This window comes from Streptomyces sp. NPDC048636, assembly GCF_040650655.1.
In the GTDB taxonomy this organism is placed as follows: domain Bacteria; phylum Actinomycetota; class Actinomycetes; order Streptomycetales; family Streptomycetaceae; genus Streptomyces.
The window spans coordinates 647,681-669,406 of the sequence record NZ_JBEZHR010000001.1 but is presented as its reverse complement, the minus strand read 5'-3'; the positions used below and the strand labels follow the sequence as shown (position 1 = coordinate 669,406).

Here is a 21,726-nt window from a genome sequence, read left to right as displayed (position 1 = left end):
CACTTCACGCTGGTTATGCGCCATATCGGCGCCGTCCGGGCTGGCTTGATCCGGACGCCCTCCCGGCCGGACTGTGCCGTCGGCAAGGGGCCTCGCCCGGGCCGCCCGCGCCGGTGTTCCGCCGGGCTCGGCGCCGGGGTTCCGCCGGAGCCCGCGCCGGGGTTTCCCACCGGGTCGGCGCCCGGGGTTCCGCCCGGCTCCGCGGTCCGCGCCGATCGGGCCATCCGCCCCCTGGAGATCAACCGGCCACGTACGCTCGCCCTATGACCGGACAGCTCTCGTTCCCTCGGCAACACGCGCGCACCCAGCGTTTCACCCTCGGGGCGCCCCGGGCCCTCACCGTGGCCCCCGACGACTCGCGCGTCGTCTTCCTGCGGTCCCGCACCGGCACCGACCGGACGGGGCTTTTGTGGGTGTACGACCTCGCCGGGCGCCGGGAGTACCCGGTCGCGGACCCCGCCGAGCTGCTCGGCGGCGCCGAGGAGGAGCTGTCGGCCGAGGAGCGGGCGCGGCGCGAGCGCAGCCGCGAGGGGTCGGCCGGAGTGGTCGGCTACGCGGTGGACGCGGCCGTGGAGCTGGCCGCCTTCTCCCTCTCCGGGAGGCTGTTCACCGCCGATCTGACCGGCGGCGCCAGCCGTGAACTGCGCGTTCCGGGCCCGGTGGTGGATCCGCGGCCCTCCCCCGACGGCCGCCATATCGCCTATGCGGCCGACGGCGCGCTGCGGGTGGTCGGCGCCGACGGCGAGGGCGACCGGGCGCTCGCCGCACCGGAGGACAGCACCGTCAGCTACGGCCTCGCGGAGTTCATCGCGGCCGAGGAGATGCACCGCTCGCGCGGCTTCTGGTGGTCGCCCGACGGGGACGCGCTGCTGGTCACGCGGGTGGACGACGCCCCCGTACGCCGCTGGTGGATCGCCGACCCCGCCCACCCCGACCGGGAGCCCGCCGAGATCGCCTACCCGGCCGCGGGCACGCCCAACGCCGAGGTACGGCTGCTGCTGCTGGGGCTTGACGGCTCCCGTACCGAGGTCGAGTGGGACCGGCAGCGCTATCCCTACCTGGCCCAGGTGCACTGGTCGTCCTACGGTCCGCCGCTCCTCCTGGTGCAGGCGCGGGACCAGCGCAGCCAGCTCTATCTGGCCGTGGACACCGAGACCGGACGGACCAGCACGGTCCATGTCGACGAGGACTCGGTTTGGCTGGATCTTTTCCCCGGCGTGCCGACATGGACGCAAGATGGTCGGCTTGTGCGGATCGCGGACGAGGGCGGCGCCCGGGTGCTGATGGTCGGCGACCGCAAACTCACCTCCGGTGCCCTCCAGGTGCGCGCCGTCCTCAGCGTCGGCGAGGAGGACGTGCTCTTCTCCGCGTCCCCCGGGGACGGGGCGGGCCTTCCCGAACTGCCCGGTGAGATCGATGTCCACCGCGCCTGGTTCCGCGGGAGCGGCGACCAGGGCGGCTGGGAGCCGGTCGGCAAGCGGCCGTTCCCCGCGGTGCACTCGGCCGCGCGCGGCGGCGAGGTGATCGCCCTGTCGTACGCCGGTCTGGAGCAGCCCGGGACACGGGTGGAGATCTTCCGGCCCGGGGACCACGGCACGGCCGAACCCCTCGCGGAGATCGCCTCGTACGCGGAGCGCCCGGTGCTCACCGCGCGCCCGCAGTTGGTGTTCGCGGGCAAGCGCGACATCCCCTGCGCCGTCCTGCTGCCGACCGGCTACACCGAGGGCGACGGCCCGCTGCCGGTGCTGATGGATCCGTACGGCGGTCCGCACGGCCAGCGTGTGATGGCCGCCCACAACGCCCATCTGACCTCGCAGTGGTTCGCCGACCAGGGCTTCGCGGTGATCGTGGCCGACGGCCGCGGCACCCCCGGCCGCTCCCCCGGCTGGGAGAAGGCGGTACGTGACGATCTCGCGGCCGTCTCACTGGAGGACCAGGTGGCCGCGCTCACCGCGCTGGCCGGGCGCTTTCCGCTGGATCTGACGAAGGTGGCCATCCGCGGCTGGTCCTACGGCGGCTATCTGGCCGGACTCGCCGTGCTGCGCCGCCCCGACGTCTTCCACGCGGGGGTGGTCGGCGCCCCGGTGACCGATCTGCGGCTGTACGACACCCACTACATGGAGCGGTACCTGGGCCGGCCGGACGAGCAGCCCGAGGTCTACGCCGCCAACTCGCTGGTGACCGACGAGGGGCTGTCCGGCGCGGCGGAGACGGTGCGGCCGATGATGATCGTCCACGGGCTGGCGGACGACAATGTGGTCGTCGCGCACAGCCTGCGGCTCTCCTCGGCGCTGCTGGCCGCGGGCCGTCCCCATGAGGTGCTGCCGCTGTCCGGGGTGACCCATATGACCCCGCAGGAGCAGGTCGCGGAGAATCTGCTGCTGCTCCAGGTGGACTTCCTCAAACGGTCCCTGGGGCTGCGGTAACGGACCCATCCGGCCGCCCGGCCCGCCGCTACCAGCCCGGTGGCGGCGGGGGCGGGGGCGCCGCGGGCGGCGGCGGGACGGACGGTGGAGCGGCCGGGGGCGGCGGGGCGTAACCACCACCGCCGGAACCCCCGCCGGGGCCGCCGCCGGAACCACTGCCGTGACCGCCGTCGTAGCCCCCGCCGGGGCCGCTGTCCGCGTACCCCGCGGGGGCGGTGTCGCGGTACCCGCCGTATCCGCCGTCGCCGTAGCCCGGGTAGCCATGGCCGGGGTAGCCGTAGCCGCCGTACGCCGGGGCCGGGGGCCACTGGTCGCCCCGCGGGCGCTGCGCCAGCGCGAGGAGCGCGATCAGCCCCGCCAGCGCCTGGAAGAAGACGGTGAGCACAGTGAGCACACCCACCGTCGGCAGGTCGTCGAGGTGGTCGACGAGGTCCAGCTTGATGTAGAGCGAGGCCGCGCTGACGCCCCCGCCCAGCAGCAGCACCCCCGCCGTCATCCCCAGCGGACGGGACAGCGGCGCCCGGGCCAGCGCGGCACCGGCGGCGGCCAGCGCCAGGGCGATCACCGCCCACGCCGTCCAGGCTCCGGGCGCGGCCAGCAGGGTGACCAGGGTGTGCTTGCCGCTCAGCTCGTGCTTGTAGACATCCCAGCCGCGCTCCTGGGCCCAGTAGATCTGCCAGGCGCCCAGGCACAGCGCGCTGACACCCAGGAACAGCGCACCGGTGACCGCGGCCCCCGCGCCGGGCCGCCCCGGCGGCTGCTCGGCTGAGGCGCCGGGGCCGCCGGGCGGATCGAGGTCGACCGGGCGGCGGGCGGCGGCCACGGCGGCCAGCAGCAGCCCGCCGAGCACCACGCCCATCCACGCGGTGAGCTCGGCACGGGTCTTGAGGTCATCGGGGATGCCCTGCATCCAGTCGGCGTCGAGGTTCCACAGGCTCGGCAGCCGCACCGCCACGGTCACCGCCCCGACCGTACCGAGCGCGCCCGCGGCGGACGGGGAACGCAGGGCGGTCAGCCCGACGGCCGCGTAGACCACCAGCAGGGTCAGATCGAGCAGCGAGGAGCCGAAGACCGAACCGGGGGCCCGGAACGGCATCCCCGCCCAGGTCCACCACAGGTGGTTCGCCTCCTCGGCCTTGTCCAGGTCGCGGATGATCCACGCCAGCGAGATCATCCCGAGCACCGCGCAGACGAGCGCGCCGAAGACGCGCGCTCCGCGAGTAAGTATCCGTCCCTGCCCCATAGCCGTAGGTCTGCCCCACCTCATACCCCGGTCAACCGTCGTGGCAGAAAGTGGCCCCGGATGGTGACCGGCCGGGGCGACATGGCGCGCCCCGGCCGGTCCACGGCACCCGCACGGCCGTACGCGGTCCAGTCTGACGCGTCCGTATATCGGTGTCGCGACAGTGAAGTTGCCCGCGTGTTAAAGCGGTTGAAGGGCAATCGCCCCGGTCTGCGCTCATTGACTGATCACTGTCAAGCACGTGGTCGCCTCGATCTGCCAAATGTTCGCTCAAGACTGGGATGACCGGCACATCAGCCCTCGTACGCATCTTGACTGGGCTGTTCATGGGTTGCGACAGTCCGCTCAACCCGACACGCACGCACGACCACGGCGGGTGGGGAACAGCGGAATGACGCGCGTCAACGACGCGCGTTGACGGTGTGACACCAGTGCGGGGGGCGTTACGCGATGACGAGTCCATCCCAGGCCACCGTGGTCGAGAAGGCCGCGCCGGCCACGGAGGGCGAGGCTCCGGCCGGTCTGGCGCCCCGCCAGCTGATGTGGCGGCGGTTCCGGCGCGACCGGACCGGTGTGGTCTCCGCCTGCGTGGTGCTGTTCTTCTTCGTGATCGCCCTGCTGGCACCGCTGATCGCGACGCTGTACGGCAAGGATCCCTACAGCACCTACGGTCTGGACCGCCCCGAACTGCTGGACCCGCTCACCGGATACCCGATGAAGCCCAACGGCGGAATCGACGGGGAGTTCTGGTTCGGCATCGAGCCCAAACTCGGCCGCGACGTCCTGATGCAGCTGGTGTACGGCATCCGCACCTCGCTGCTGATCGGGCTGGCCGCGACCGTGCTGTCCACGGTCACCGGCATCGTCATCGGTGTCGTCGCGGGCTATATGGGCGGCCGGACCGACTACTTCCTGGGACGGCTGATCGATCTGCTGCTGTCCTTTCCGCAGCAGCTGTTCTTCGTCGCCTTCATGCCGGTGGTCACCGCGCTGTTCGTCAGCCCGCAGAAGGAGACGCCCACCTATTTCCGGGTGACCGCGCTGGTGGTGGTGTTGTGGCTGCTGGGCTGGATGCAGCTGGCCCGGCTGCTGCGCGGCCAGGTGCTCTCCCTGCGGGAGCGGGAGTTCGTCGAGGCGGCCAAGGTGACCGGCGCCTCGCCGTGGCGGATCGTCCGCAAGGAGCTGCTGCCCAACCTCGGCACCCCGATCCTGGTGCAGGCCACGCTGATGCTGCCCAACTTCGTGACGACGGAGGCGGCGCTGTCCTTCCTCGGGGTCGGGGTGGTCGAACCGACCCCCGACTGGGGCCGGATGTTCGCCAAGGGCGCCAACTTCTACGAGGGCGACATCACCTACATGTTCTTCCCCGGCATCGCCATGGTGGTCTTCGTGGTCGCCTTCAACCTGCTCGGGGACTCGGTCCGGGACGCGATGGACCCGAAGACCACGCGCTGATCCGGGCCGGAGATACGGCAGAGGCCGGAGATTACGGCAGAGGCAGATAACGGCAGAGTGTTCCGTCGACGAGGCAGGTGCATGACCACCATGACGTGGAACCACAGACGCAGGGCCCGCACATTCGCCGTCGCCCTGGCCGCGGGGGCGCTGGCGCTGTCCGGGTGCAGCAGCGGCGGCGGCTCGGACCCCGAGGAGTCCAAGGAGCCGAAGATGGAGTCCCAGGACATCTCCCTGGGCACCACCGCCGACTCGACCGGTCCCGCCAAGGACCTGCCGGGCGCCAAGAAGGGCGGCACGGTGACGGTGCTCCAGCGGGACGCGTTCGAGCACCTGGACCCGGGGCAGATCTATGTCAGCGATGAGCTGATCATGCAGACGCTCTACAACCGGACCCTGACCAACTACCGGATCGACGAGAAGACGGGGAAGGTCAAGCTGGTCGGCGACCTCGCCACCGACACCGGCAAGTCCTCCGACGGCGGCCGCACCTGGACCTACACCCTCAAGGACGGGCTGAAGTTCGAGGACGGCTCGCCGATCACGTCCAAGGACGTCCGGCACGCCGTCGAGCGGCTCTACGCCCCCTTCGAGACCAACGGCCCGACCTACCTCCAGCAGTGGCTCTCCGGAGCCGGCCAGAAGTACCGCAAGGCGCTGCCGGACGGCCCGTACAAGGGCAAGCACCTGCCCAAGACGGTGCTGGACACCCCGGACGACAAGACCGTGGTCTTCCACTTCGACCAGCCGCGGGCCGAGGTGCCGTTCGCGGTGGCGATGCCCAACATCGGCGCGGTGCCGCCGGAGAAGGACACCAAGGAGAAGTACGACAAGGCGCCGGTGGCCTCCGGCCCGTACAAGATCCAGAACTTCAAACCGGGCAAGGGCATCCAGTTCGTCAAGAACGAGCACTGGGACCCCAGGACGGACTCCATACGCCACCAGTACGTGGACACCTTCGACGTCTCCTTCGGCCACCAGTGGGTGGACTCCACCCGCCGGCTCCAGGCCGCCAAGGGCGATGACAAGAACGGGATGACCTTCACCAACGCGGTCGACCCCTCGCAGATCTCCTCGGTCCTCAAGGACAAGAAGGCGATGGCCCGGTCGCTGACCGAAACGCAGCCCTATGTGGACGTCGTCTCGATCAACACCGATCGCGTCAAGAAGAAGAAGGTGCGCGAGGCGATCGCCTGGGCGTTCCCCAGCGGCCAGTACCTCCAGCAGTTCGGCGGGCCGAAGGCCGGTGAGATCGGCGGCGGTCTGGTCGGTCCGACGCTCAAGGGCTACGACCCCTCCTTCGACCCGTTCGAGAAGCGGAAGTACCCGGGCGGCAACGCCAAGAAGGCCCGTGCGCTGCTGAAGGAAGCGGGCGAGGACGGCTACGAACTGGTCTACGGCTACGGCAACGGCGACACCCACCAGGACGCCTCGGTGGTCGTCGAACGGGCCCTGGAGCGCGCCGGGTTCTCCGTCCAGAAGAAGGAGATCGACCAGACCACCTACTACACACAGATCGGCAAGGTCGACAACAAGTACGACCTGTACCGGTCCTCCTGGGGTGCCGACTGGCCCTCCGCCTCAACCGTCGTTCCCCCGCTGTACGACGGCAAGAACGTCTATAACGACTCCCCGAACTACTCCCATCTCGATGTCCCGTGGGTCGACAAGGAGATCGACCGGGTCGCGAAGGTCAGCGATCTGAACCGGGCCACCGAGGAATGGACCAAGCTCAGCGAGAAGATCTTCACCGAAGAGGTGCCCGCGGTGCCGACCTTCTACAACCGGCTGTTCACCCTCTGGGGCCCGGGTCTCGGCGGTGTGAAGTACAACGCGGTCTACGGGGCCGTGGACCCCACGGCCGTCTTCGTCAAGTAGCAGCGGCCGCACCGGAGCCCGGCCGCACCGCGCGCACCGCCGTCGGCGGCGACCGCGCGGTGCGGCCGGGGCCCGCCTCTACCGGAAGACCCCCGACGCCATGTTGAGATTCCTCGCCCGCCGGACCCTCGGCGCGATCGTGATCCTGCTGCTGATCAGTGCGATCACGTTCTTCCTCTTCTTCGCCCTGCCCGCCGAACCCGCGCGGCTCGCCTGCGGCAAGAACTGCGACCCGACATCGCTCGCGATCATCAACAAGAACCTCGGCCTGGACCAGCCGGTCCCGGTCCAGTACGCGAAGTTCATGGTGGGGATCTTCGCGGGGCGCGACTTCGCCGTCGGACACTGCGACGCCCCCTGCTTCGGCTACTCCTTCGTCAGCCAGGAACCGGTCTGGGGCACCATCGTCGACCGCTTCCCCACCACCCTCTCGCTGGCCATCGGCGGCGCCGCGGTCTTCCTGGTGTTCGGCGTCGGCATCGGCATGATCGCCGCCTGGCGGCGCGGCACCTGGGTGGACAAGTTCGTCAGCTCGCTGTCGCTGCTCGGCGCGTCCATGCAGATCTACTTCGTCGGGGTGCTCTGTCTGGCCTGGTTCGTCAGCGGTCTCGGCATCCTGGAGCAGCCCGCCTACCACTCCGTCACCGACAATCCGGTGAAGTGGTTCAGCGGGATGCTGCTGCCCTGGCTGGTGCTCTCGCTGATCTTCATGGCCAACTACAGCCGGATGACCCGCTCCCAGATGGTCGAGCAGTTGCAGGAGGACCACGTCCGCACGGCGCGGGCCAAGGGGCTGTCCGGCCGTACGGTGTTCTTCCGCTACGCCTGGCGCGGCGCCATCGCCCCCATCGTCACCATCTTCGGCATCGATCTGGGATCCCTCTTCGGCGGGGCGATGGTCACCGAGTACACCTTCACCCTGCACGGCATCGGACGGCTGGCCGTGGAGTCCGTCCAGCTGACCGATCTGCCCATGCTGATGGGGGTGATGCTGGTCAGCGCCGCGGCCATCGTGGTGTTCAACATCCTGGTCGACGCCGCCTACGCCTTCATCGATCCGCGCGTGCGCCTCGCCTGAGAGACCGGGAGCCTGCCGAGATGACCACCCTGACCACTCCCGCCGACGACAGCGGCGCGACGCCGCCCGCCGCACCCGACGCCGACGCCTTCCTGTCCGTACGGGACCTCTACGTCCGCTTCACCACCGAGGACGGTGTGGTCAAGGCCGTCGACGGCCTCTCCTTCGACCTCGAACGCGGCCGGACCCTCGGGATCGTGGGCGAGTCCGGATCCGGTAAGTCCGTCACCAACCTCACCGTGCTCGGACTGCACGATCCGCGCACCACCGAGGTCCGCGGCGAGATCCTGCTCGACGGCCGGGAGCTGACCGGCGCGCCCGAGCGCACCCTGGAGACGCTGCGCGGCAACACCATGGCGATGATCTTCCAGGATCCGCTGACCGCGCTGTCGCCGTACTACACGGTGGGCCGTCAGATCGCGGAGCCGTTCCGCAAGCACACCGGCGCGTCGAAGCGCGAGGCCCGCTCGCGCGCGGTCGAGATGCTGCGGAAGGTCGGCATCCCCAACCCCGCGCAGCGGGTGGACGACTATCCGCACCAGTTCTCCGGCGGGATGCGCCAGCGCGCGATGATCGCCATGTCGCTGGTCTGCAATCCCGATCTGCTGATCGCCGATGAGCCGACCACCGCCCTCGATGTCACGGTGCAGGCCCAGATCCTGGACCTGCTCAAGGACCTCCAGCAGGAGTTCGGCTCCGCGATCATCCTCATCACCCACGATCTGGGCGTGGTCGCCAACACCGCGGACGACCTGCTGGTGATGTACGCGGGCCGGGCGGTGGAGCGGGGCACCGTCCGCGAGGTACTGCGGGCGCCCCGGCATCCGTACACCTGGGGGCTGCTGGGGTCGATGCCACGGCTCTCCTCCGACGTCGACGAACCGCTGAACCCCATCCCCGGCACCCCGCCGAGCCTGCTCGCCCCGCCGCCGGGCTGCCCGTTCCATCCGCGGTGCGCCTACACCGGCGAGGTGGACGGGGCCCGGTGCCGGACCGAGCGCCCGGCGCTGCCGGAGCGGCGGGGCGGCGCCTGCCACCTCACGGACGAGCGGAAGCAGACCCTCTTCACCGAGCAGATCAAGCCCCGGCTGGGCCGGGGCTAGGGAGCCGTGGACCATGAGCACTGTGCCGGACGTCCCGCCGATCGCGGCGGGGGAACCCCTCCTGGTCGCCGAGAAGCTGACCAAACACTTCCCGATCATGGGCGGCTTTCCGATCCGGCGGAGGGTCGGGGCCGTCCAGGCGGTCGACGGGATCGATCTGACCGTCCGCGCGGGCGAGAGCTTCGGGCTGGTCGGCGAGTCCGGCTGCGGCAAGTCCACCACCGGGCGGCTGCTCACCCGGCTGCTGGAGCCCACCGCCGGGACGCTCCGCTACCGGGGCCGGGACATCACCCGCGCGGGCCGCAGGGAGCTGGCGCCGATCCGCTCCGAGATCCAGATGATCTTCCAGGATCCGTACTCCTCGCTGAACCCCCGGCAGACCGTCGGCACCATCATCTCGGGCCCGATGGAGATCAACGGCATCCGTCCGCCGGGCGGCCGGGAGGCGCGGGTACGGGAGCTGCTGGAGACGGTCGGGCTCAACCCCGAGCACTACAACCGGTTTCCGCATGAGTTCTCCGGCGGACAGCGGCAGCGCATCGGGGTCGCCCGCGCGCTCGCCCTCGAACCCAAGCTGATCGTGGCCGATGAACCGGTCTCCGCGCTCGATGTCTCCATCCAGGCGCAGGTCGTCAATCTGCTCCGGCAACTCCAGCGCGAACTGGGCATCGCCTTCCTGTTCATCGCCCATGACCTCGCCGTCGTACGGCACTTCTCACAGCGGGTCGCGGTGATGTACCTGGGGAAGGTGGTGGAGGTCGGCGACCGTGACTCCATCTACCGCCGCCCGCGCCACCCGTACACCCACGCGCTGCTCTCCGCGGTCCCGGACGCGACGGCCGTCATGGACGAGGCCGAGGACGCCGGGGAGGGCAGCGGCTCACCGGCCGCCCGCCGGGAGCGCATCCGGCTCGCCGGGGACGTCCCCTCCCCGATCCGGCCGCCCTCCGGCTGCCGGTTCCGCACCCGCTGCTGGAAGGCGCGGGAGAAATGCGCCCAGCAGGAGCCCCCGCTGCTGCGGCTGGACGGCAACCACGAGGGCCATCTCTCCGCCTGCCACTTCCCCGAGGACCCCACCGTGGAGGCCCGCGCCCAGGACATCGTCCTGGACCCGGCCCTGATCGCGGCGGAGGACATCGGCAAGGACTGACCGGCTCACCCCGGGGCGCAGGAGGCCCAAGAGGCCCAGGGCACCTCACACGGCGAACGGTGCCCGGGGTCCGGGCAGATGACCCGCGCCAGCTCCGCGCGCAACCTCTCCACCCCGTCCGGAGCGGCGGCCGACCACACCCGGATCTCATACACGTCCCGCGCCCCCGGATCCGCCCCGGGGTGCGTCAGCCGCCACTGCTCGGCCAGGTCCTCGTAGAAGTCGCCGAGCGGCACACCGCCGTCGCCCGTCGGCTCCCCCGCCCCGAGCACCGACACCCGGTGCCCCGGCCCCCGCCCCTCCAGCACCCGCCCGCACGCCGCGGCCAGCCGGGCGGCGGTGTCCCCGGTCGCGTAGACGCCGAGCCGGATCTCCACGGATTGATCATCGCCCATACCCATGACGGTAATCCTTCCGGCGGGCCGGGAGCGGCGTCCCACGTCGTTGAGGACGACGGGAGTAAGCCCTTAGGGTTCCGGGCATGTCGAACGCCATCTCCCCCGTCTACGAGGAACACTTCACCCGGTCGCCGTTCCAGCTCCTCGGGGGGTACGGCTGGAAGAAGCTGGTGGCCCTCCGGGTGGACGAGGGCGGGGTGGTCCTGGGCGGGGCACCGGCCCGGCATCGGCAGCAGACCGCGCGGGTGCCGTGGCGGGACATCGAGTCCGTGGTGATGTGGGCGCATCCGACGGCGGGGCCCTCGCCGATGCGGTACGTGGGGCTCGGACGGCGGCCGGGCGCACCGGAGTTGCCCGGCCCCAACCGGAACCTCAAGGCGGTGACGGCCGCGACCTTGGCGCCCCATATCGACTACGAGGTCTTCCGGGCGAGCCGGACGCTGGTGCTGTGGCGGGTCGACCGCGATCGTCTGGAGGCCGCCGTCAACGCTTTCGCGCCGGGCGTTGCGGTCCGGTTCCACCCGGAGCACTGGGGTTGAGGACTCTCCCGTAATCCCCGGTGGATCGGCGAGGGGCGCCGAATGCGGTCCATCGCAAGGCGGCGGGTGGCCCTCGTAGTGGACCTGGTCGGGCCTTCGGCCAACGCGGCGAGCGGGGCACACCCTGGCTGATGCGGCACCAGGGTCCGTCTTCAAAGGGGGCGTCCGGCCGCGAGCGGCGTCTGGTGCAGGGGGCACCTCCCAGCGGTAGCTGGGGGAACATCGCAAGGCGGAGGATCGCCCTCGTACTGGGCGTACTCGGGCGACTCCGACAACGCAGCCGGGGGCACCTCCCAGCGGTAGCTGGGGGCGCCGTGCCAGGCGTCGGGAGCAGGGCGGCCCCTTTGAAGACGGGCCCTAGATTCCCGGGGTCACCGCAACGCGTTCCTCGGCGAAGTGGCAGGCCGAGGCGTGCGCGGCCGGGCCGCCGGTGGCGCGGAACTCCTGGGGGACGGCGAGCTCCGGCACCTCCACCGCGCAGCGGTCGCGCGCCTTCCAGCAGCGGGTGCGGAAGCGGCAGCCGGAGGGCGGGTCGGCCGGGGAGGGGACGTCGCCGGAGAGCAGGATGCGGGTCCGGCGGGCGCGGGCGCCGGGGTCGGGGACCGGGACGGCGGACAGCAGCGCCTGGGTGTAGGGGTGGGTCGGATGCTCGTAGATCTCGGTATCGGTGCCGGTTTCGGCGAAGCGGCCCAGGTACATCACCGCCACCCGGTCGCAGATGTGCCGGACCACCGACAGATCGTGGGCGATGAAGACGTAGGAGAGGCCGAACTCGTCCTGGAGCCGCTCCATCAGATTCACCACCTGGGCCTGGACCGAGACGTCGAGCGCGGAGACCGGTTCGTCGGCGACGATGACCTCGGGCCGGAGGGCGAGTCCGCGGGCGATGCCGACGCGCTGCCGCTGGCCCCCGGAGAACTGGTGCGGATAGCGGTTGATGTGCTCGGGGTTGAGGCCGACGACGTCCAGCAGTTCCTGGACCCGGCGGCGCCGGTCGCCCTTGGGCGCTGCCTCGGGGTGGATCTCGTACGGCTCGCCCACGATGTCCCCGACCGTCATCCGGGGGTTGAGCGAGGTGTACGGGTCCTGGAAGACCATCTGGATGTTGCGCCGGACATGGCTGAGCGCCCGGCCGGAGAGCCTGCTGATGTCCTCGCCGCGGTAGCGGATCGCCCCGGCGGTCGGCCGCTCCAGGTTGACCAGCAGCCGGGCGACGGTGGACTTGCCGCAGCCGGATTCGCCGACGATGCCGAGCGTCTCACCGCGCCGCAGGTCGAAGGAGACGGTGTCGACGGCCCGGACCGCGCCGATCCGCCGTCTCATCAGGACGCCCCGGGTGAGCGGATAGAGCTTGGCGAGGTCGCGCACCTCGAGAACGGACTCGGCGGACCCGGCGGACTGGGCCGGTCCGGCGGGCTCGGCGAACTGCTCAGGCATCGAGTTCGTCCTTCCAGAAGTGGCAGGCGCTGGCCCGCCCGGGTGCGGCGGTGTCCGAGACGTCCGGCACCTCGTACAGCGGCGGGCGTTCGGTGCGGCAGATCTCCTGGGCGCGCGGGCAGCGGGGGTGGAAGGGGCAGCCGGTGGGGACGGTGAGCAGGCTGGGCGGCAGCCCCTTGATCGCGTACAGCTCCTTGCCCTTGTGGTCCAGCCGCGGGATGGAGTCCAGCAGTCCGCGGGTGTAGGGATGGGCCGGGCGCCGGTAGAGCTCCTTCACCGGCGCGGTCTCCACGACCCGGCCCGCGTACATCACGGCGATGCTGTCCGCGACATCCGCGACCACTCCGAGGTCATGGGTGATGAGGATCAGCCCCATCGCGTACTCACGGCGCAACTCGTCGAGCAGATCCATCACCTGGGCCTGGACGGTGACGTCGAGGGCGGTGGTGGGCTCGTCGGCGATGATCAGCTCCGGCTCCAGCGCGATCGCCATGGCGATCATGATCCGCTGGCGCATCCCGCCGGAGAACTGGTGCGGATAGTCGTTCACCCGCGCCTTGGCCGCGGGGATACGGACCCGGTCCATCAGCTCGACGGCGCGTGCCCGGGCGTCCTTACGGGACATCCCGCGGTGCACCTCGTACATCTCGGCGAGCTGGGCGCCCACCGTCAGCACGGGGTTGAGGGCCGACAGCGCGTCCTGGAAGATCATCGCCATCGCGGCGCCGCGCACCGAGCGCCGCTCGCGCGGGCTCATCGTCAGCAGGTCCCGCCCGCGGAAGAGCACCTGCCCGCCGGTGACGAAGGCGGGCGGCGAGTCGAGGATGCCCATGACGGCCTGGGCGCTCACCGACTTACCGGAGCCGGACTCCCCCAGCACGGCCAGCGTCCGGCCCGCGTCCACGCCGTAGCTGACCCCGTCGACGGCCTCGGCGACGCCGTCCCGGGTGCGGAATTCGACCCGGAGGTCCTGTACGTCCAGCAAACGGGTCACGATGGCTCCTCGGGCGGGGTGTGAACTCCTCAGCGCAAGCGGGGGTCCAGGGCGTCGCGCACCGCGTCGCCCAGCATGATGAAGGCGAGGACGGTGACGCTCAGCGCGCCCGCGGGCCACAGCAGCATGTGCGGGGCGTTGCGGATCTGGGAGGAGGCGGAGGAGATGTCGATCCCCCAGGAGACGGTGGGCGGTTTGAGCCCCACCCCGAGGAAGGACAGCGTCGCCTCCAGGGCGATGTAGGTGCCCAGGGCGATGGTCGCCACCACGATCACCGGGGCGACGGCATTGGGCGCGATATGGCGCAGCAGGGTCCGCCCGCTGCCCGCCCCCAGGGCCCGCGCCGCCTGGACGTAGTCGTGCTGTTTGACGGTGACGACCGAACCGCGGGCGATCCGGGAGAGCTGCGGCCAGCCCAGCAGCACGATGAACCCGACCACCGGCCAGACCGAGCCGCTGGTGACCACGGACAGGAAGACCAGTCCGCCCAGCAGGATCGGGATGCCGAAGAAGACATCGGCGAGCCGGGACAGCAGCGCGTCCCACCAGCCGCCGAAGAATCCGGCGAGTCCGCCCAGCACACTGCCGAGCAGGGCCGCACCGGCGGTGGCGCAGATGCCTACGGTGATGGAGGCGCGGGCGCCGTAGACGGTACGGGTGTAGACATCGCGGCCCTGGAGGTCGTAGCCGAAGGGGTGGCCGGGCGCCGGACCCTCCTGGGCCTTGGCCAGATTGCCCTGGTACGGATTGCCGCCGGCGATGAGCTGCGGCCAGATCGCGATGGTGACGAGGAAGAGGATCACCAGCGCGGAGACGATGAAGACCGGGTTGCGGCGCAGGTCGTACCAGGCGTCGGACCACAGCCCGCGGCTGCCCGGGGCGGCGCCGGTCCGGACGGGGCGGCGCCAGGGCAGACGGCGCGGCACCCGCGGGGGCCCGCCGCCCTGGAGGGTGTCGGCGCCGGAGGCGGCCAGCGGCCCGCCGCCCGCGGCGGGCGCGAGCGCCTCGGTCATGTCGAGCTGCGTCTCAAAGGGCTCAGGCATAGCGGATCCTCGGGTCGAGCACGGCGTAGAGGAGGTCGACGAAGAGGTTGGCCAGCAGGAAGACGATCACCAGGATGGTGACGAAGCCGACCACGGTCGGTGAGTTCTGGCGCAGGATGCCCTGGTAGAGCTGGTAGCCCACACCGTGGATATTGAAGATCCGCTCGGTGACGATGGCCCCGCCCATCAGCGCTCCGATATCGGTGCCGAGGAAGGTCACCACCGGGATCAGCGAGTTGCGCAGCAGATGGCGGGTGACGATCCGGTGGCGCGGCAGCCCCTTGGCGACGGCGGTGCGTACGTAGTCGGCGTGGGCGTTCTCCACCACGGAGGTGCGGGTGAGCCGGGTGGTGTACGCGAGCGAGACCAGCCCCAGCACCACACCGGGCAGCAGCAGTTGGAGGAACGGCGCCTCCGGCGAGACCGACGGCCGGGCCAGCCCCCACTTCACCCCGAACAGAAACTGGAGCACGGTGCCGCTGACGAAGGTCGGGATGGAGACCACGACCAGGGTGAGCAGCAGTACCGAGGTGTCCAGGCCACGGCCGCGGCGCAGTCCGCTCAGCACGCCGAGGGTGACCCCGAGCGCCATCTCGAAGACGACGGCCACCACGGTCAGCCGCAGGGTGACCGGAAAGGCCCCGGCCATCAGCTCGGTGACCGGCTGTCCGTTGAAGGCGGTGCCGAAGTCCCCGCTGAACACCTGCCCCATGTAGTGGAGGTACTGGCTCCACAACGGCTTGTCGAGGTAGAGGTCCTCGCGGATACGGGCGGCGGTGGCCGGGTCGGGGGCCTTGTCGCCGAAGAGCGCCGCCACCGGGTCACCGAGCGCGTAGACCATGAAGAAGATCAGGAAGGTGGAGCCGATGAACACCGGGATCATCTGCAACAGCCGCCTGAGCACATAGCGGCCCATGGTCAGCTGACCTTGATCTGGTGGTAGACCGGGACGCTGAACTGGTTGAGGACCACATCGCTCAGCCGCTCCGAGTAGCCCGCGCTGCCGTTCTGGTACCACAGCGGGACGGCGGGCATCTGCTCCGCGAGGATCTTCTCCGCGTCCTGGAAGGAGGTGACGGCCTCACCGGTGGCGGAGGCGGCGTTGGCCCGGTTGACCAGCCGGTCGAAGCCGGTGTCGCTCCAGTGGCCGTCGTTGGAGGAGGCGCCGGTGTAGTACAGCGGCTGGAGGAAGTTCTGGATCAGCGGGTAGTCCATCTGCCAGCCCGCCCGGAACGGCCCGGTCATCTGCTTCCCGGCCATCTTGTTGCGGTAGTCGGCGAAGGTGCCGACCGGCTTGCCGACACACGCCCGGTCGCTGCGCAGTGTCGCGTTGACGCTGTTGCAGACCGCGTCGACCCAGTCCTTGTGGGAGCCGGTGTCCGCGTTGTACGTGATGGTCATCCGGCCGCCGGGCAGCCCGCCCGCCGACTCGATCAGCTTCCGCGCCCGCTTCGGATCGTAGGCGCAGGCGTCCCCGCACAGCCCCGGCCGGTAACCGCCCTCACGGCGCAGCACCGGAGAGGTCCAGTCGGTCGCGGGGGTACGGGTGTTGCGGAAGATCCGCTCGGTGATCTGCTTCCGGTTGATCGCCATCGAGATACCGCGGCGCAGCTTGGCCTTGGCGGGGCCGCGCCAGGCGGTGTCGTACATCGGGAAGGTGAGGGTCTGGATGATCCCGGCGGGCTGGTTGATGTAGCGGTTGCCGAGGTCGGCGCGGACGAACTTCAGCTGCTGGGCCGGGACATCGTCCACCAGATCCAGGTTGCCGGCCTGGAGATCGGTGTAAGCGGTGTTGGAGTCGGTGTAGACCCGCAGGTCGACACCCTTGTTCCGGGCCTTGTCCGGTCCCTTGTAGTCGTCCCGGGCGCGCAGCTTCATCACCGAGCCCTTGGTGTAGGACGCCACCTCGTACGGGCCGTTGCCGACGGGGCGCTTCAGCCAGGCGGCATGGTGGGTGAAGAACGCCCGGGGCAGCGGTGCGTAGGCGTTGTAGCCGAGCGTCTTGGGCCAGGTGGAGAACTTCTGGGTGAGCCGCACGGTGAAGGTGCGGTCGTCCTTGACCCGCAGTCCGGACAGGGTCTTCGCGGTCGGGCCGCCGGAGACGGGGTGGACCTTGTCGTACCCCTCGATGTACTCGAAGAAGTAGGCGTTGCGCTGCTTGTTGTCGAGCAGCGCGCCGTAGTTCCACGCGTCCACGAAGGAACGGGCGGTCACCTTCTCGCCGTTGGCGAACCGATGGCCCTTCTTGATGGTGACGGTGTAATTGCGCTGGTCGTCGGTGTGGATCCGCTGCGCCAGCGCGTCCTTGGCCTCACCGGTCCTGGGGTCGTACTGCTTGAGCCCGCGGAAGATCATGTCCAGCACCTTGCCGCCCTGGACCTCATTGGTGTTCGCCGGTTCCAGGGGGTTGGGCGGATCGCCCCAGGAGGAGCGCACGATCCCCGAGCCGGAGCCGCTGTCGCCGCCGCCGCAGCCGGTCAGCGCGACCGCGCCCACCAGGGCGGCGGCGCATCCGGCGCCGAGCGTGCGGCGCGAACGCCTGCGGTGCGAAGCGGTGCGCATGGCGCCTCCCGAGGATCCGGTCCAAGATCCGCCTTAGGCCCATATGACATCCCGGGGCCGGACGGCTCGCACCTCCACCGCGGCTGTCCGTGGCAGCCCCGGAGAACGGCGGGGCGGCGGCGTCACCCGGACGACGCGAGGGCGCCCGGACCGGGTCAGCGGTCCGGACGCCCTCGTGGCGTCTTGCTCGGCGTGCGGATCAGGCGTGCACGACGTCCTTCTCCTCCGCGAAGTGGCAGGCCGACTCATGGGCGGCCGGTGTGTCACTGTTCGTGAACCGCTCCGGGATGGCGAGCAGCGGCACCTCCTTGGCGCACCTGTCCTCCGCCTTCCAGCAGCGGGTGCGGAACCGGCAGCCGGACGGCGGGTTGGCCGGGGAGGGCACATCACCCGCGAGGATGATCCGCTCCCGGCCCTCGCGCGACGTCGGGTCCGGGACCGGGACCGCCGACAGCAGCGCCTGGGTGTAGGGGTGCGTCGGGTGGTCGTAGATCTCGGTGTCGGTACCGATCTCGGCCATCTTGCCCAGGTACATCACACCGACACGGTCGGAGATGTGCCGGACGATGGACAGGTCGTGCGCGATGAAGAGATAGGACAGGTTGAACTCGTCCTGGAGCTTCTCCATCAGGTTGATCACCTGCGCCTGGACCGAGACGTCCAGTGCCGAGACCGGCTCGTCGCAGATGATGACCTCGGGGTTGAGCGCGAGACCGCGCGCGATCCCGATGCGCTGCCGCTGACCGCCGGAGAACTGGTGCGGATAGCGGTTGATGTACTCCGGGTTGAGGCCCACCACATCCAGCAGTTCCTGGACCTTCCGCCGACGGTCGCCCTTGGGCGCCACCTCCGGGTGGATCTCGTACGGCTCGCCGATGATGTCGCCCACCGTCATCCGGGGGTTGAGCGAGGTGTACGGGTCCTGGAAGACCATCTGGATGTTGCGGCGGACGGCCCGCAGCGCACGGCCCGACAGCTTGGTGATGTCCTGGCCCTTGAAGAAGACCTCACCGGCGGTGGCGGTCTCCAGGGTCATCAGCAGCTTGGCGACGGTGGACTTGCCACAGCCGGACTCGCCCACGATACCCAGGGTCTCGCCCTGGTAGAGGTCGAAGGAGATCCCGTCGACCGCCTTGACCGCGCCGATGTGCCGCTTGAACAGGATGCCCTGGGTCAGCGGGAAGTGCTTGACCAGATTGCGTACCTGGAGGATCGGTTCACCGCGCTCGACGGGCGCCTCGATGGCCTCCACGGCCGCCTCTTCGGTGGCCGCGTCGACCGTCTCCACCTCGGTGACGTTGGGAGTGGCGTCCTGGACGCCGTCGGACCGGTCCACGGCCGCGCTCTTCTCGATATCAGCCATGGATGGTCTCCTTCCAGAAGTGGCACGCGCTGCCGCGCCCCGGCAGTTCCGTGCCGTCCTGCTCGGTGACCGGGTGCAGCGCCGGGAGGTCGGTGGTGCAGATGTCCTGCACCTTGGGACAGCGCGGGTTGAAGGCGCAGCCCGAAGGGGTCTTGAGCAGGTTGGGCGGCAGCCCCTTGATCGCGTAGAGCTCCTGGCCCTTGCGGTCCAGCCGCGGGATGGAGTCCAGCAGACCCCGGGTGTAGGGGTGGGCCGGGCGCTTGTAGAGCTCGTGCACCGGCGCGGTCTCCACGATCCGGCCCGCGTACATCACCGCGATCTTGTCGGCGACGTCCGCCACCACCCCGAGGTCATGGGTGATGAGGATCAGGCCCATGTTGTACTCGCGCTGGAGCTCGGCGAGCAGATCCATCACCTGGGCCTGGACGGTGACGTCCAGGGCGGTGGTGGGCTCGTCCGCGATGATCAGGTCCGGCTCCAGGGCCAGCGCCATGGCGATCATGATGCGCTGGCGCATACCGCCGGAGAACTGGTGCGGGAAGTCGCCCACCCGCTCCTTCGCCGCCGGGATGCGGACCCGGTCCATCAGCTCGATGGCTTTGGCCTTGGCCTCCTTCTTGGACATCCCCTGGTGGACGCGGAACATCTCGCCCAGCTGGTAGCCCACGGAGAGCACCGGGTTGAGCGCCGAGAGCGCGTCCTGGAAGATCATGGCGATCTTCCGGCCGCGGATCTTCCGGCGCTCCTCGTGGGACATGGTGAGCATGTCCTCGCCGCGGTACAGGATCTGACCCTGCGGGATCTTCCCCGGCGGCATGTCGAGGATGCCCATGATGGCTTGGGCGGTCACCGACTTGCCGGAGCCGGACTCGCCGAGCACGGCGAGCGTCTCACCGGCGTTGACGCTGTAGTTGACACCGTTGACGGCCTTGGCCAGGCCCTCCCGGGTGTGGAACTCCACATGCAGGTCGCGGACTTCCAGCAGCGGGGTGCCGTCGTCGTCCTCGCCCACGCGGGCGGTGGCGCTCGTGGTCTTCTCGATAGTGGTCACGTACGCCCTCCTCAGCGCAGTTTGGGGTCGAGGGCGTCGCGCACCGCGTCGCCGAGCGTGATGAACGCGAACACCGTGAGGCTCAGCATCGCGGCCGGGAAGAGCATCACATGCGGGTTGTCCCGGATGGCGTCCTTGGCCGAGGCGATGTCGATGCCCCACGAGATCGTCGGGTCGGCGAGGCCGAGACCCAGGTACGACAGCGTGGCCTCGGCGGAGATATAGGCGCCGAGCGAGATCGTCGCGACCACGATGGTGGGCGCGAGCGCGTTGGGCAGTACATGCCGGAACAGGATCCGGTTGGTGCCCGCGCCGAGGGCGCGCGCCGCGGTGACGTAGTCCGCCTGCTTCGCCGTGATCACCGAGGCGCGCATCACGCGGGCGATGGTGGTCCAGCCCAGGAAGGCCAGTGCCGCGATCACCACGTACACCTTGCGCTCGGTGAACGCGTTCAGCACGACCATCGAGCCGAGCAGGAACGGCAGACCGAAGAAGATGTCGACGATGCGGGAGACGATCGAGTCGATCCAACCGCCGAAGTATCCGGCCAGCATGCCCAGCAGACCACCGAAGAGGGTGACCACGACCGTCACACCGACACCCACCATGATCGAGGCACGGGTGCCGTAGATGACCCGGGCGTAGATGGAGCGGCCCTGCACGTCGTAACCGAACCAGTCGGCCTGGAAGAAGTGCGTCAGCTCCGGCTTGGTCAGGAAGTGGTGGGTCAGATCGCCGTCACGCGGATCGGCACCGCTGAAGAGACCCGGGAACGCCGCGATGGCCAGCAGCAGCACCAGCAGCACCGCGGAGACCCAGAACAGCGGCCGGTGGCGCAGCTCGTACCAGGCGTCGCCCCACAGGGAACGGGGCTTGCCGCCGCCCGGACCCTTCGAGGGGTCCCTGCCCGCCGCCAGTTCGGCGTTGGACGCCTGGACGCCTGGAACGAAGGGCGAGTCTGTCAGCTCAGACATATCGAATCCTCGGGTCCAGGACCGCGTACAGCAGGTCGACGAGCAGGTTGATCACCAGGATGACGAGGACGAAGATCGTCACCGTGCCGACGATCGTGGTGCCCTCGCGCTGTCCGAGCGCCTTGAACAGCAGGTTGCCGACGCCCTGGACATTGAAGATGCCCTCGGTGACCACCGCGCCGCCGATCAGCGCACCGACGTCGGTGCCGATGAAGGTGACGACCGGGATGAGCGAGTTGCGCAGCAGGTGCACCCCGACGATCCGGCGCCGGGGCAGCCCCTTGGCCAGCGCGGTGCGCATGTAGTCGGCCCGCAGGTTCTCCGCGAAGGTGGTCCGGGTCAGCCGGGCCACGTACGCCATCGAGAGCATCGCGAGGACGAAGCCCGGCAGCAGCAGCTGCTGGAGGTCCTCCGAGTCCTGGACGTTGGGCGGCAGCCAGCCGAGTTCATCGGCGAAGACGAACCGCGCCAGGTAACCCATGACGAAGACCGGCATCGAGATGACGACCAGGGTGAAGATCAGCACACCGGTGTCGGCGGCCTTGCCCGCCTTGAGACCGGCCCAGGCACCCAGCCCGATGCCGACGATCATCTCGATGGTGATGGCCACCGCCCCCAGGCGGAGGGTCACCGGGAAGGCCATGCCCATTTCCTCGGAGACCTCACGGCCGCCGAAGGTCTTGCCGAAATCTCCCTGGAAGAGATTGGCCATGTAATCGACGTATTGCTTCCACAAGGGCTGGTCGAGCCCGAACTCATGGCGCAGTGCCGCGACCTGTGCGGGGTCGGCGGCCTTGTCTCCCCACATCGCCCGGATGGGGTCACCGGGCAGAACGTGGACCATGAGGAAAATCAACAGAGTGGTCCCGATGAAGACCGGGATCATCTGGAGCAGTCGCCTGGCGACGTAGCGCCCCATCATGCCTCCATGCCGTTGGGGGGCGGCGGAGACCACGGCTCATCTGCTCCACGCGGGTGGGGGGAGAGGGTCGCGGGCCTCACGCCTGCGGGCCGGTGCCGCCGCACTCTCCG

General features: G+C 70.0%; 18 protein-coding genes. 7 read left to right on the top strand and 11 right to left on the bottom strand.

The window, feature by feature from the left end; genetic code table 11:
- Nucleotides 1-263 precede the first annotated feature (263 nt).
- Nucleotides 264-2,426, top strand: a complete 2,163-nt coding sequence (locus AB0C66_RS03090) for a prolyl oligopeptidase family serine peptidase (RefSeq protein ID WP_362432083.1) — start codon at nucleotides 264-266, stop codon at nucleotides 2,424-2,426.
- A gap of 28 nt (nucleotides 2,427-2,454) precedes the next feature.
- Here AB0C66_RS03090 and AB0C66_RS03085 read toward each other — a convergent pair whose 3' ends face one another.
- Nucleotides 2,455-3,669 (bottom strand): hypothetical protein, encoded by a 1,215-nt coding sequence (locus AB0C66_RS03085; protein WP_362432081.1) that lies wholly within the window; start codon nucleotides 3,667-3,669, stop codon nucleotides 2,455-2,457.
- A gap of 450 nt (nucleotides 3,670-4,119) precedes the next feature.
- On the opposite strand from AB0C66_RS03085, the gene AB0C66_RS03080 reads away from it, so the two are divergent.
- From AB0C66_RS03080 to AB0C66_RS03060, 5 genes are all read left to right on the top strand, one after another.
- Nucleotides 4,120-5,124, top strand: coding sequence for an ABC transporter permease (locus AB0C66_RS03080; protein ID WP_362432078.1), 1,005 nt, complete (start codon nucleotides 4,120-4,122; stop codon nucleotides 5,122-5,124).
- A gap of 90 nt (nucleotides 5,125-5,214) precedes the next feature.
- Nucleotides 5,215-7,002: an ABC transporter substrate-binding protein gene (locus AB0C66_RS03075; protein ID WP_362433339.1), complete on the top strand. Its 1,788-nt coding sequence runs from the start codon at nucleotides 5,215-5,217 to the stop codon at nucleotides 7,000-7,002.
- A gap of 100 nt (nucleotides 7,003-7,102) precedes the next feature.
- Nucleotides 7,103-8,080 carry an ABC transporter permease gene (locus AB0C66_RS03070; protein WP_362432075.1) on the top strand — a complete coding sequence of 326 codons (978 nt, stop codon included), beginning with the start codon at nucleotides 7,103-7,105 and terminating at the stop codon, nucleotides 8,078-8,080.
- A gap of 20 nt (nucleotides 8,081-8,100) precedes the next feature.
- A complete protein-coding gene (locus AB0C66_RS03065) occupies nucleotides 8,101-9,183 on the top strand; it encodes an ABC transporter ATP-binding protein (RefSeq protein WP_362432073.1) in 1,083 nt (360 codons plus the stop codon).
- A 13-nt stretch (nucleotides 9,184-9,196) separates the two neighbouring features.
- Complete coding sequence (locus AB0C66_RS03060) at nucleotides 9,197-10,333, top strand: oligopeptide/dipeptide ABC transporter ATP-binding protein (RefSeq protein ID WP_362432070.1); 1,137 nt, start codon at nucleotides 9,197-9,199, stop codon at nucleotides 10,331-10,333.
- Nucleotides 10,334-10,338: 5 nt separating this feature from the next.
- On the opposite strand, the gene AB0C66_RS03055 is transcribed toward AB0C66_RS03060, so the two are convergent.
- Nucleotides 10,339-10,728 carry a hypothetical protein gene (locus AB0C66_RS03055; protein WP_362432068.1) on the bottom strand — a complete coding sequence of 130 codons (390 nt, stop codon included), beginning with the start codon at nucleotides 10,726-10,728 and terminating at the stop codon, nucleotides 10,339-10,341.
- A gap of 86 nt (nucleotides 10,729-10,814) precedes the next feature.
- Between AB0C66_RS03055 and AB0C66_RS03050 the strand changes: the two genes are divergently transcribed.
- Nucleotides 10,815-11,270 (top strand): hypothetical protein, encoded by a 456-nt coding sequence (locus AB0C66_RS03050; RefSeq protein WP_362432066.1) that lies wholly within the window; start codon nucleotides 10,815-10,817, stop codon nucleotides 11,268-11,270.
- Between the two features lie 357 nt (nucleotides 11,271-11,627).
- On the opposite strand, the gene AB0C66_RS03045 is transcribed toward AB0C66_RS03050, so the two are convergent.
- From AB0C66_RS03045 to AB0C66_RS03005, 9 genes are all read right to left on the bottom strand, one after another.
- Complete coding sequence (locus tag AB0C66_RS03045) at nucleotides 11,628-12,707, bottom strand: dipeptide ABC transporter ATP-binding protein (protein WP_362432063.1); 1,080 nt, start codon at nucleotides 12,705-12,707, stop codon at nucleotides 11,628-11,630.
- Nucleotides 12,700-13,701 (bottom strand): ABC transporter ATP-binding protein, encoded by a 1,002-nt coding sequence (locus AB0C66_RS03040; RefSeq protein ID WP_362432060.1) that lies wholly within the window; start codon nucleotides 13,699-13,701, stop codon nucleotides 12,700-12,702. Before AB0C66_RS03040 ends, AB0C66_RS03045 begins: the two co-directional genes overlap by 8 nt.
- A 29-nt stretch (nucleotides 13,702-13,730) precedes the next feature.
- Complete coding sequence (locus tag AB0C66_RS03035; RefSeq protein ID WP_362432058.1) at nucleotides 13,731-14,744, bottom strand: ABC transporter permease; 1,014 nt, start codon at nucleotides 14,742-14,744, stop codon at nucleotides 13,731-13,733.
- Entirely contained in the window at nucleotides 14,737-15,660 is a 924-nt protein-coding gene (locus AB0C66_RS03030) for an ABC transporter permease (protein ID WP_362432055.1), read from the bottom strand. The genes AB0C66_RS03035 and AB0C66_RS03030 overlap by 8 nt, the downstream gene beginning before the upstream one ends.
- Nucleotides 15,661-15,662: 2 nt before the next feature.
- Complete coding sequence (locus tag AB0C66_RS03025; protein WP_362432052.1) at nucleotides 15,663-17,306, bottom strand: ABC transporter substrate-binding protein; 1,644 nt, start codon at nucleotides 17,304-17,306, stop codon at nucleotides 15,663-15,665.
- A 199-nt stretch (nucleotides 17,307-17,505) separates the two neighbouring features.
- A complete protein-coding gene (locus tag AB0C66_RS03020; protein WP_362432050.1) occupies nucleotides 17,506-18,669 on the bottom strand; it encodes a dipeptide ABC transporter ATP-binding protein in 1,164 nt (387 codons plus the stop codon).
- Nucleotides 18,662-19,720 carry an ABC transporter ATP-binding protein gene (locus AB0C66_RS03015; RefSeq protein WP_362432048.1) on the bottom strand — a complete coding sequence of 353 codons (1,059 nt, stop codon included), beginning with the start codon at nucleotides 19,718-19,720 and terminating at the stop codon, nucleotides 18,662-18,664. Before AB0C66_RS03015 ends, AB0C66_RS03020 begins: the two co-directional genes overlap by 8 nt.
- Before the next feature lie 11 nt (nucleotides 19,721-19,731).
- The gene (locus tag AB0C66_RS03010) at nucleotides 19,732-20,694 is read right to left on the bottom strand and encodes an ABC transporter permease (RefSeq protein WP_362432045.1); all 963 of its coding nucleotides are present in this window, start codon (nucleotides 20,692-20,694) and stop codon (nucleotides 19,732-19,734) included.
- Entirely contained in the window at nucleotides 20,687-21,613 is a 927-nt protein-coding gene (locus AB0C66_RS03005; RefSeq protein ID WP_362433336.1) for an ABC transporter permease, read from the bottom strand. The genes AB0C66_RS03010 and AB0C66_RS03005 overlap by 8 nt, the downstream gene beginning before the upstream one ends.
- Nucleotides 21,614-21,726 lie beyond the last annotated feature (113 nt).